General features: G+C 36.5%; 12 protein-coding genes. 10 read left to right on the forward strand and 2 right to left on the reverse strand.

The window, feature by feature from the left end; all coding sequences use genetic code 11:
* The first annotated feature begins 452 nt into the window (after positions 1–452).
* From AB1422_11320 to AB1422_11360, 9 genes are all read left to right on the forward strand, one after another.
* Complete coding sequence (locus tag AB1422_11320) at positions 453–638, forward strand: hypothetical protein (protein ID MEW6619905.1); 186 nt, start codon at positions 453–455, stop codon at positions 636–638.
* The gene (locus AB1422_11325; protein MEW6619906.1) at positions 635–1,066 is read left to right on the forward strand and encodes a PIN domain-containing protein; all 432 of its coding nucleotides are present in this window, start codon (positions 635–637) and stop codon (positions 1,064–1,066) included. Before AB1422_11320 ends, AB1422_11325 begins: the two co-directional genes overlap by 4 nt.
* Before the next feature lie 33 nt (positions 1,067–1,099).
* Positions 1,100–4,417, forward strand: a complete 3,318-nt coding sequence (locus tag AB1422_11330; GenBank protein ID MEW6619907.1) for a diguanylate cyclase — start codon at positions 1,100–1,102, stop codon at positions 4,415–4,417.
* Between the two features lie 129 nt (positions 4,418–4,546).
* Entirely contained in the window at positions 4,547–4,711 is a 165-nt protein-coding gene (locus AB1422_11335; GenBank protein ID MEW6619908.1) for a hypothetical protein, read from the forward strand.
* A gap of 158 nt (positions 4,712–4,869) precedes the next feature.
* Entirely contained in the window at positions 4,870–5,010 is a 141-nt protein-coding gene (locus tag AB1422_11340) for a hypothetical protein (protein ID MEW6619909.1), read from the forward strand.
* Between the two features lie 63 nt (positions 5,011–5,073).
* Positions 5,074–5,283, forward strand: coding sequence for a metal ABC transporter permease (locus AB1422_11345; protein MEW6619910.1), 210 nt, complete (start codon positions 5,074–5,076; stop codon positions 5,281–5,283).
* Between the two features lie 184 nt (positions 5,284–5,467).
* Positions 5,468–5,893 (forward strand): Fur family transcriptional regulator, encoded by a 426-nt coding sequence (locus tag AB1422_11350; GenBank protein MEW6619911.1) that lies wholly within the window; start codon positions 5,468–5,470, stop codon positions 5,891–5,893.
* A gap of 385 nt (positions 5,894–6,278) precedes the next feature.
* Positions 6,279–6,551 (forward strand): FeoA family protein, encoded by a 273-nt coding sequence (locus AB1422_11355; GenBank protein ID MEW6619912.1) that lies wholly within the window; start codon positions 6,279–6,281, stop codon positions 6,549–6,551.
* Positions 6,529–8,259 carry a ferrous iron transporter B gene (locus tag AB1422_11360; protein ID MEW6619913.1) on the forward strand — a complete coding sequence of 577 codons (1,731 nt, stop codon included), beginning with the start codon at positions 6,529–6,531 and terminating at the stop codon, positions 8,257–8,259. Before AB1422_11355 ends, AB1422_11360 begins: the two co-directional genes overlap by 23 nt.
* 24 nt (positions 8,260–8,283) lie before the next feature.
* Here the strand turns inward: AB1422_11360 and AB1422_11365 are convergent, their stop codons facing one another.
* Positions 8,284–9,324: a hypothetical protein gene (locus tag AB1422_11365; protein MEW6619914.1), complete on the reverse strand. Its 1,041-nt coding sequence runs from the start codon at positions 9,322–9,324 to the stop codon at positions 8,284–8,286.
* A gap of 335 nt (positions 9,325–9,659) precedes the next feature.
* Between AB1422_11365 and purB the strand changes: the two genes are divergently transcribed.
* Positions 9,660–10,955, forward strand: coding sequence for an adenylosuccinate lyase (purB, locus tag AB1422_11370; GenBank protein MEW6619915.1), 1,296 nt, complete (start codon positions 9,660–9,662; stop codon positions 10,953–10,955).
* Between the two features lie 137 nt (positions 10,956–11,092).
* Here the strand turns inward: purB and AB1422_11375 are convergent, their stop codons facing one another.
* Positions 11,093–11,959 carry a hypothetical protein gene (locus AB1422_11375; GenBank protein ID MEW6619916.1) on the reverse strand — a complete coding sequence of 289 codons (867 nt, stop codon included), beginning with the start codon at positions 11,957–11,959 and terminating at the stop codon, positions 11,093–11,095.
* Positions 11,960–12,263: the final 304 nt, after the last annotated feature.

Here is a 12,263-nt window from a genome sequence, read left to right on the forward strand (position 1 = left end):
TGTGGAAAACAACAAATTTCCATAAATTTCTATTAGTTTCTATTAATTTCAATTTTTTTAATAATATCTCCCTATCTCCTTAATCTCCACATCTCCTTTTGTTACACCACCTGAACGCTTACAAATATTAAAATGCAAAATGACATATCAAATATCATATCAAAAATCAAAGAGCAAATATCAAAATTAAGGAATTCTTTTATTCTTATTTTTGATTTTTAATATTTGATTTTTTTTATTGCCTTACAAGTACTTTTGCATTTTACTTTGTCATTTTGCTTTTTACATTTTGATATTTGCATTAAACTCCTTGTGGAATATTTCGCACCGGTATCCTATTGTTTAACAAAGAGTTACTTCTCAAATCAACGCTCAATTCCTGAATCCTTGATTTAATCAGGGACAGGAACAGGTTTTATCCGAGAGCATTCAAAATTAAGGAGGAGGTAAAAATGTCTATAGTAGAAGAAAAAAGAAAAGAGGAACCTATTTATGAACGATTAGGTCCAGATGAGTGTTTTATCCTGAATAAAAACGATGAAGGGATATTAGTAGTGTGTAATAAAGGTGGGAAACCTAAAATCCAACGTATCACTATTCCCCCTAAAAGTGAAAGGAAAACAAAACCAAAGCAATGACAAATTATTTGTTTGACACAATGATATTAGTTGCGATTATATGCCAAAAGAAAGTGCCTGAAAAGTGGTATTGTATATGGCAACAGATACAAGAAAAAACAAAAAAGTTATTATTGTTTGAACCACTGATAGCTGAGGTTTTTTATCAATTGATTAAAATAAAACAAGAACACTTTGTTAAGCAAGATATTTTAAAGATAAAAGGACTCCCTTGTACTTCCATAATTAAATTAGACGATAATCTTTCTTTTAAGGCAGGCAAAATTCATTACCAATCCCAAAATATTAGTTTGGTTGATGCTTTTTCACTCTGTATAGCAGAAAGATATAAAGCGATAATTTTTACAACAGATTATTCCTTAAAAAAATCTGCAGAGAAATTAAATATCAAAACAAGTTATTTACCTAAAGAAGAATTAGGTTACTAAGGAGGCTTTGGGGTCTGACCCCACCATCTTGCTATGATAAAAAATGGTGAATTAAAAAAACTTTTTAATAAATTTGTGAAAAGCGAAGAATGGGAAAAAATTAAGAGTGTCATTCTGGACAAGATAGGCTCTACCTCTTGCTGGCTAATTGACATAGAAGGTCATTACAACTTTAAAAAACAGGATGATAAGAATTTTTGCCAGATGATTAAATCCACTCCCGGCGGGGCAAATAGATGTGAGAAGTCTTTCCTGTTCACCTTACAGCAGGCAAGACGGACTAAAATGCCTGTTTGTATTATGTGTGATGCGGGTCTATTAGGATTTGCCTGCCCAATATTAGTTGGGAAAGAAGTAGTTGGAACCATCGGCGGCTGTCAGATTGCTAACTCGGATGTGGGTTATTCAGCCTATCAAGAAATAGCCAGAAAGTTTAATCTCCCGGCAGATGATTTTATAACCATTCTTCAAAAAGAAGACCACCTTATCTCAATGGATGTCCTTGAAATAGAAGTAGAATTGATTACCTTGCTGGCACAATCAGCCATAGAATTGGTTTTTAAACGCGAGCAGTTACTCGAAAGAGAAGAAGAAATAAAAGGAATATCCGAATCTTACCAATTATTTGGTTCAAATCGTGAATCTATCCTTAATCTCGGTAAGGAGAATATTTACTCTTTAATTGTTAATATGGTTGCCCGAGCTATGGGTGCGGAGATATGTTCATTAATGTTAGTGGATGAAGATACTAAAGAATTAATAATGAAAGCCGCAGTGGGATTGGAAATACCTATTGTTTCGAAGACTAAAGTGAAAGCTGGCGAAGGCGTAGTGGGATATGTCATCAATACAGGTAAATCTTTATTAGTTGAGGATATTGACAATGACCCGCGTTTTACCAGAACTTTTCACTCAAATAGATATTACACCAAATCACTTCTTACCTGTCCTTTGCGTGTTAAAGATGAAGTCGTAGGCGTGATTAGTGTTAATAATAAATATACCCACGGACCTTTTAATCAAAAGGACTTAGAACTATTGGAACAAATATCTCATCATATTAACCAGGCTTTGACGAACTTATCCCCATATCCTTCAGAAGAGGAAAAGATAAAAGAACTCAAAGCCGCCGAGGTCGCCCGATTACGCTCTGAGGCAGAACAATTAGAATTACTTTGTAATGTTAAACGAGAAGAGATAAAGGAACTTGAACGCCAGGCAGAGGAATCGGGCAAAGCCAGAGTTCAACCTCCAGAAGAATTACTCACACAGATTGAAGAACAAAAGACAGTGCTCGAGGAATTAAATAAAAAAATAGCGAGTTATGAGGAAGAATTAACCAGAAGACCTAAACTTGAAGAAATGAATGAGATAAAGATTAAACTTGAGGCAGACGCATTAAAACTAAAAGATTATGAAACTGAGATAGGAAAATTAAACGCAACCATTGCTGAAATAACCACAAGACCCCAAATAGAAGATATTGAGATGCTTCGAGCCCAGTCAATAATCGCCGAAGAGGCTAAATTAGCCAGCGAAGAATTGAAGGCTAAACTGGAAGAAGAATCTATGAAGTCCCAACTCCAGGTTGAAGAAATAGAGAGATTAAAAGCCGAACTTGAGTCGATGAAAGAATCTGTCTCGAGAGCAGAAGAGTATAAAGTCAAGGCTGAGGCTGAAAATTTGAAGGTTTTAGCCCTGACAGAGCAAATTCAAGAATTTACAACTCAAGTTGGTGAGATGGAAATGCTTAAATCACAAGTAACGGAATTGAAGGAAAAGGTTAAGGTTGAATTGCCGGCTGGTGTTGAACCAAAAGACTTCGAAGCATATTCCAGGTCATTAAAAACTAAATTAGAGGCTGAAGAAACAAAGACAAAAACCTTGACTGCCCAGATAAATGAACTTAAGACACAAATCCAGGACCAACGACTAAAAAGACAGATAGAGGAATTAGAGAGGTTAAAAAAAGAACGTTCGACTTTAGAACAATTACGGGCTCAAACCGCTTTAATTACAGAGTTAAGGGTTGAGGCAGAAAAGGCAAAAGAAAAAACAAGAACGGAACATACGGAGTTAGAAGAGTTGAAGGCTCAGCAGGCAAAGTTAAACCTTTTGTATCAGGTTAAGCAAGAGATTAAAGAGACATTACGCCAGGAGGCAGAGGCAAAAAGAGCTGAGGATACCAAAGGACAAACTGAAGCACAAGAAAGATTAAAAGAATTACGCGCCCAGGCTGAAGAATTAGAAAAACTTCGCGCCCAAACACGAGAACTTAATTTCTTATTCCGTATGACTAAAGAATTATCTCAAATGATGGAAAAGGAAAAAATTCTTGAATTAATCCTCAATGAAACATATACATATCTTGATTATCATCTGGGCGCCTATCTGATTATAAAAGATGAAAAACTTCAGGGAATCCTGCGACGAAATTGTCAGGTTAATGAAAAAATAATCGAAGATTTAAAGCAAAAGATGTTAAATCAATGGCTACAATGGAATCCACGACGCAAAAAGGATGCAAAAAGACTAATTTCTCTGGAGGTTATTGGTGAGGTAGTAAAATCTGTCTCTCAACAAGAGGACCGTCTCCCTGCCTTCATCAGTGCTCCGATTAAAGAAGGAAATAAAATTATTGGCATCCTGAGTGTTTGTAGTTTTACTAAAGATGAGTTTTCTCCAATAGAAAAAAGACTCCTGACCATCATTGGCGACCAAATATCTGTTGCCTTAGAGCGGGGTAGATTATTTGGCGAAATGAAGGATTCTGCAGAACGGGATGAATTAACTAAAGTCTATAATTTTAGATATTTTGAGAAGTTTTTTGATAAAGAATATGAGTTAGCCCTGCGATATAATCAACCACTTTCTTTAATCGTCTTAGATTTTGACCATTTGAAATACTTTAATGATACTTATGGGCATCAGGCAGGAAATCGGTTGATAAAGATTATTGCTCAATTAATCCAGCGTAAAGTTCGCAAGACAGACTGGGTAACAAGATTTGGCGGTGATGAGTTCACCATTGTTTTGCCGCAAACAAGTCAATCTGCGGCAATGTTGGTCGCAGAAAAAATACGCAGTGAAATTGCCAAACACCAGATGGTATTTGAAGGTAAATCTTTCAATTTAACTGCCAGTCTGGGGGTATCGACCTGCTATAAAGAAGACGATAAGTCATTTAATGCCAAGATGTTAGTTTCAAGGGCAGACCAGGCACTTTATTGGGCAAAGGAAGCTGGTAGAAACCGCGTCTGCCTGTATCAAACCGGTATGGAACAAAAACCCATCAAACCCCACTATCAATGGAAAGATGTCATCCTCGCCCTGATGAGACCTTTATCTTAATTTGTCCGTAACCGTTCAGGTAGTCCTTTACCGCAGAGACGCAGAGAAACCAGAGAGGAAAATATCTTTTTTTTCGCGTTTTTCGGTGTTTAAAGGTGGTGTCTGAAAATAACGCTAATAGTGAAATCTATGCAGATTTGGTGTCCAAAAGGGGATAAGGAGATAAAGGAAGATATGGAGATTATTCATTGTCCTTTCCAAAATTTTAGAATGAATTTATCTCCTAATCTCCATAATCCCCATATCTCCTTTTCTTACACTATGTTAACCTTTATGCTAGTGCTCCGTCGCTGATAATTTGATAGATTGTTTTTCTACCTGTTATTCCCGCACAAGCGGGAATCCAAATTTTAGTAAGCGTTCAGGTGGTGTAACAAAAGGAGATGTGGAGATTAAGGAGATAGGGAGATATTATTAAAAAAATTGAAATTAATAGAAACTAATAGAAATTTATGGAAATTTGTTGTTTTCCACAATCAATTTCTACCTATTTCTATAAATTTCAATCTATTTCTATTATCTTATCTCCATATCACTCTTATCTCCTTATCCCCTTTCTTACACTTTTGATATATAGCCTGAACGGTTACTAATTCTTGGTATAGTGATTTTCAACCAGCATAAGGACATCTGGGATAATTTTAACCTTTGGTTATATGGTTATTCCTGCTCTAAGTGCTCTTATAGCAGTGAGGAATCTCAAAAAGGCATTCTTAATCTCGGTAATCTTTGGGTTAATAGCGACCCTCTTGGGATTGCATCTCTCCTTCCTATTAGATTTACCTTCAGGACCAACTATTGTAACTGTTTTATGTATCTTATTAGCGTTGAGTTGGTTAAGCAAGAAAGATTCGTTTTTTATATGAGCATTACCACCACATCTGGTGTCCATAGCAGTTCGCCAACTGCTCAAAAAATGCTTAAGTCAGTGCCATTCGAACGCTCCCCTATTTATTACATGCACCCAAAATAAAAAAATATTTGACAAAATGAATGCTTTCTGTTACAATTCTAATTGAGATTAAATCTTAATTACAATTGAGGATTAAAATGAGCACCAAAGAAAAAGTTTTTAGGGATTATTTAAAACAAAAGGGACTAAAATTTACCCCTGAGCGTCAATTAGTTCTAAAATATGCCTTTGAAATCCATAGTCATTTTGAGGCAGAAGACCTGTTTCTCAAGATAAGAAAAAGTGGCAATAGGGTTTCTAAAGGCACCATTTATAGAACCTTGCCTTTATTAATCGATTGTAACCTTATTAGAACCGTAGAATTTGTTGAGCAGCATTTACATTATGAACATGTCCTGGGACATAAACATCATGAGCATTTAGTCTGTTTGAAATGTGGTCAGGTTATTGAGTTTTACAATGGTATCATTGAAGATGAATTAGAAAGGATATGCAGTAAAAATAAATTTAGATTAAACGGTCACAAGATAGAAGCTACTGGCTATTGTGAAAAGTGCCAATAAAGGGTACGTGTTTAGCGTGTTCCAAATTGCGTTGATTTGAGAAGTAACTCTTTGTTAAACAATAGGATACCGGTGCGAAATATTCCACAAGGAGTTTAATGCAAATATCAAAATGTAAAAATCAAAAGGACAAAGCAAAATGCAAAAATACTTGTAAGGCAATATAAAAAATCAAATATTAAATATTAAAAATCAAAAATAAGAATAAAAGAATTCCTTAATTTTGATATTTGCTCTTTGATTTTTGATATGATATTTGATATGTCATTTTGCATTTTTTGTATTACACAACTTGTTGTGTTTGAAGTGGTTTCGCACTAAGTCAGTACCATTCATTTGTGCTCTCTGAGCACGCTAAACAGGTACAATATAAGGAGGGTATTTTATGTGGAAAAGAATCTTTCTTGTTCAGATGGAGATAGGAGAAAGAGGAAGAATAATAGAGATTCAGGGCGGAGCAAGAATGAGTTTAAGATTAGAGAATTTGGGAATTAGAGTTGGTGAAGAGATAAAAAAGATAAGTCAACAAGCGATGCGTGGTCCAGCGGTAGTTGAGGCAGGAAAAAGCCAGGTAGCAATTGGATTTGGGATAGCATCAAGGATATTGGTAGAAGTAGAGGAGGGGAAAGAAATCAATGAAAATTCTTCTAATGGGTAATCCCAATGTAGGTAAAAGTGTAGTTTTTTCAAGACTTACCGGTGTTCATGTCATTACCTCTAATTATCCTGGCACTACCGTAGAATTTACTAAAGGCGTTATGCATCTACCAGAGGAATTAGGGTTTAGTGGAGAGACGGCTGAGGTTATCGATGTGCCGGGAGTGTATTCTTTAGAGCCTATCTCCAGAGCCGAAGAGGTTGCTATTGAGATGCTTAAGGAAGGGGATATGGTTATCAATGTGGTTAACGCCACCAATCTTGAAAGGAGTTTGAATCTCACACTTCAATTGCTTAAAAAGAGAATTCCTATCATTGTTGCCCTCAACCTCTGGGATGAAGCCCAGCATACCGGGATAAAGATTAATGTGGAAAAACTCGAACAATCACTTGGAGTTCCTTGCATTCCTACCTGTGCCATAACTGGCGAGGGGTTTAAAGAATTGGTATCCAAAATAAAAGAAGCAAAGATAGCAGAGTATGACTATGAGGAGGTAGAGAGATGGCATGAGGTTGGTAATATTACTGCCAGGGTAGAAGAAATAAGCCATCGGCATCATATGTTTAGAGAAAGACTACAAGACGCCTCAATATCTTTCTGGACAGGCATCCCCATAGCATTAATAGTCCTCTTTGCCACATTCCAGATAATTAGATTTATTGGTGAGGGATTGATAGGTTATGTATGTGAGCCATTTTTTGAGAATTTATGGGCGCCATTGATCTTAAAACTCTCAAATATTTTAGGTGGTGATAGATTCATTCACAACATATTGATTGGTAGATTGGCAGATGGGAAGGTAGATTTTGGCGAGTCATTTGGACTTCTTACCACCGGGCTTTATGTTGAGTTTGGGGCAGTGCTTCCCTATGTTTTTGCCTTCTATCTTATTCTCTCTTTCTTAGAGGATTCAGGTTATTTGCCCAGGTTAGCCGTGTTAGTTGATAACATTATGCACCGTTTAGGATTGCACGGCATGGCAATAATCCCAATGATGCTTGGCTTTGGGTGTAATGTGCCAGGTGTTTTAGCCACAAGAATTATGGAGACAAAGCGAGAAAGGTTTATTGCCGCAACATTAATGGCTATTGCTATCCCTTGTATGGCAAAAACAGCAATGCTCATTGGACTGATAGGCAAATATGGAGCATTGGGTTTAGGGATAGTATTTGGCACACTGTTTATTGTTTTAATTATTTCTGGAGTGTTCTTAAACAAAATTACAAAAGGTGAATCAATGGAGATATTTCTTGAAATACCTCCATATCGATTTCCATATTTTCGACTGTTGGTAAAAAAAATCTGGATGAGAATCTGGTGGTTTATTCGAGAAGCAACCCCCTGGTTATTATTGGGCGTATTGATTGCCAATATATTGTATGCCTTTAGAATAATTGATGTTGTTGGAAATTTCACTGCCCCTCTAATTTCAGGAGTTTTTGGTTTGCCTGAGGAAGCGGTTGGTGCCCTTTTGCTTGGGTTTTTGCGAAAGGATGTCGCGGTAGGAATGCTTATTCCATTAAATCTTACATTTTCTCAAACGGTCGTTGCCGCTGTGGTCCTGGGTATGTATTTTCCCTGTGTGGCTACCTTTGCTATCATGGTAAAGGAACTTGGGGTAACAGGCATGCTCAGAGCTACAATATTCATGATTATTTCTACCTTGCTGGTAGGTGGAATACTTAATTTGGTGATTGGTAAATGGTAATCATTTACAAAAATGTGTGTCCTCTTATTCCCGAATCATGTTAGTCAAGTCAAATGTTGTCTTCAAGATTCTTTCGGTAATATCTTCAGATAAAGAACCCATTCCACAACTTGGTGTGATAAATAGATTTTTTAATAATAGGTCTTTTGGAATATCCTGACTGACTAACTTACTGGCTAAAAGCTCTATCCCTTCGTTGAATCTTCTAAATAAAGGATGAACATTCTCATTCAGAATTTCTTCAGAACTTGGAACAATTCCCCAGGCAAGCATTCCCCCTCTATTTAAAAATACGGTTAATTCTTCCGGGTATAAAGCAAGATTCAAAATGAACTCGTAGGCATCAAAATTAACAATATCTACGCTTGTTTCCATAAGCACTGACCAATCGGTATTACCACAGCAATGAATACCAACTAAGGCATTACTATTTTCTTTAATAGTTTTAATTACTTCATTTAAAGAAGAAACTATTGTTTCCTTACTTAAACTAATATAGGCAGAACCAAAGGCAGATAAATATGGTTCATCAATGAAGATGATTATTGGTAGATTCAGGTCTTTAAGTTTTGTGATTTGCCAGACTGATTTCATTGCCAATCCCTTAATTATCGTGTCAAATAATTGCTCATTATAGATAATTGCCCTTTTTGTTTCATCAGGAACCGTCAAACCAAAACTAATAGGTCCGGTGATTTGTCCTTTGATAAATTTAATTCCGGCAGGCATCTGTTTTTTTAAATACCCGAGCATAGCATAAAATCCCGCCGCATAATCCTCGCCTATTTTAAAATACTCTATTTCCTTATCAAGATAGTTTTGATAGAATTTTTCTAATTGGGATTCTACATCTTTAGTTGTATCGAAGAAAATCCTCTGGTTTTCTTCATCCCATATCAGACAGGGCAAATTCTCACTATATTGGAGATACATATTTTCTTTAAAAGACAACTGTGGTAATTGGGGCCAGATAGGCACATCTGGCAGGTTATCTAATATGAGCGTGATAGTTTTTTCAATATCTCTATGTGGCAGACTGCCAATAGCTGTGGCAAAACAATTCATTTTGCTTCCCTCCTTTTCATTTGGTAATTGGTGAATGGTAATTAGTTAAATGGTTTCGTCGTGAGCTCAGCCGAATGGTATTTAATTACCAACAGTTACCAGAATCAAATTCCGCGTCTTATTTGTTCAACACTTTTATTATACCAAAGTCTTCAATTAAATGCAAGAAAAAAAGTAAAATGGCTGGGTGTAATAATTTTTTTAACAAATTTCTCTTGAAAAATTATATCATAAATGTTATAATAATAGGGCTTTACGAAATTAAAAGTAAGTAATCGGTTAATTGGTAACTAATTACCAGTTACCATTTACCAAATATAAGGAGTTGTCCCAAAATGATAGAACGATATACATTACCACAAATGGCAGGTATCTGGACATTGGAAAATAGATACCAAAAAATTCTTGATGTTGAGATTTGTGCCTGCGAGGCACAGGCAGAATTAGGATATATTCCAGAGGAAGCAGTTAGGGTCATAAAAGAGAAGGCAAAATTTGATGTCAAACGAGTCCAGGAGATAGAAAAAACAACCCAGCATGATGTTATTGCTTTGTTAACCAATGTCGCTGAGTATGTTGGAGAAGAATCACGATTTATTCATTTTGGGCTTACTTCTTATGATGTGGTTGATACTGGATTATCTCTGATGATAATAGAGGCTCTTGGTATTATCGAAGATGACTTAATAAAATTAAGTGAAACATTATTCGCCGGGGCGATAAAATATAAAAAAACCATAATGATAGGTCGCACTCATGGAGCCCATGCGGAACCTATTACCTTTGGTTTAAAATTAGCCTTATGGTATAAAGAGACTCAACGCAATCTACTCAGAATTAGAGAGGCAAAGGAATGTATCAGGGTGGGTAAACTATCCGGTGCCGTGGGCACATACTCCCAGATTGACCCAAAGGTAGAAGAATATGTTTGTCATAAACTTGGATTAACACCAGCAGAAGTTTCAACTCAAGTTATTCAACGAGACCGACATGCCCAGGTTTTGACGACATTAGCCATCATTGCCTCATCATTAGATAAATTTGCTACAGAGATTAGAAATCTGGCACGCACAGATATACGAGAGGTAGAGGAGGCTTTTGGAGAGGGACAAAAAGGTTCTTCCGCGATGCCGCATAAACGCAATCCCATTACTTGCGAGCGAATTTCTGGGTTAGCCCGAATTGTCCGAGCAAACGCCCTCGCCTCATTAGAAAATATCCCGCTGTGGCATGAACGCGATATCACTCATTCCTCAGTTGAACGAATAATCCTGCCTGATTCCTTTACCTTAGTCAACTATATGCTGGTTAAATTCAGGGATGTGGTTAAAAATTTAGTCATTTATCCTGAAAATATGCGGAAAAATATTGACAAAACGCATGGCTTAATTCACTCTCAACGGGTTTTATTAGCATTGGCATACAAAGGACTCTCAAGAGAAAACGCATATAAATTAGTCCAGCGAAATGCGATGAAGTCTTTGGATGAAGGAATTGAATTTAAAGATTTGCTTAAAAAAGACCGCGAAATATTAAAGGTTTTGAAGGCTAAAGAAATAGAGGCTTGCTTTGATTTAGGCTATTTTATTCGACATATTGATTATATCTTTGAGAGATTAGAAATATCGTAACCGTTCAGGTAGTCCTTTACCGCAGAGACGCAGAGGAACAGAGAAGACATAGAAATAAAGTAACTATTCAGCCATTGATTAACACGGATTAGCACGGATAAAAAAATAAAATCAGTATTTCATCTGTGTCCCTCTAATTATTTATTACTGTTTAATTCCAATCCACTTATGATTGTTTGAAGATTAAAGTTCTCTTTCAATTCATCTGCCTTACTGCCGGCAACCTTTTTATTCATGTAACGGCGATAATAGCCCGCCTTGTTTGTCGAGTAATGATAGGGATTGATATTAAAGGGTATTTCCGAGACTTCTCCCTTAAAATATTTTTCCCAAAACCAGATTCCAACACCATGCTCAAAATAGGGTTTTGCATCTATAACACGCTTTGTTGTATTCGGATGGTCTTCGATATGACGCCACCATCCACAGCCATTTTGAAACTGGCTGAGAGATGCCCCTTTGGTAGTGCATCCAATCATTTCAAACCAACGTTTGTAAAAAAGAGGGGTACCGTTGATTAATCTATTTATTCGTTGCATGAAGCCCACTTTGGCTCGAACTCCGATATATTGCCCTTCCCTGATTCTGGAAAATTCCATATCAATTTTCCTCATTAATGAGACGGGAATGAGAACATCCGAATGCCAAAAAGCGAGGATGTTAGAGAAGAGATGGGCAAACTCCAAAGGGAAATGCATCCACATGAGCGGTAACTTCAGCCTATTGTTGAAGTCAATAAATATTGAGCGGGAAGTAAGTCTTGGGGTTGGATATCTGCCGTCTGTTCCGACAACAGGCGTCCATCCGATAGCATTGACAAGTTGTTGTTGAACAAAGCACCATTCCTCATCCAAACACCAGCATAGCCAAGGTTTGGAAACGCCCTGAAGTTGTTTTTTCCAATCATCTGCTGAAAGAAAAACTAATTCCAAATACTCTTTCGGAAAGAACTTCCAATTTCCGGTACCGATAATTCCCTCATTCCTTGAAAGAATCCAATCCATTTCACTCTCCAATTAATTTATCTATTTGTCAGTCAGGTGCTATAGCAGTTATTAGTCAAAATTTTACTCACAGTGGATAAGTAAAAAATCCCAAATCCCAAGCACCAAATCTCAAATAAACACCAAATTCCACATACCAAAAAGCGAATTAGAGATTAGTGAATTAGAGATTAGATCTTATGTAACCGTTCAGGCTATATATCAAAAGTGTAAGAAAGGGGATAAGGAGATAAGAGTGATATGGAGATAAGATAATAGAAATAGATTGAAATTTATAGAAATAGGTAGAAATTGATTGTGGAAA

Source organism: bacterium, from assembly GCA_040757115.1.
Lineage (GTDB): Bacteria > UBA9089 > CG2-30-40-21 > CG2-30-40-21 > SBAY01 > JBFLXS01.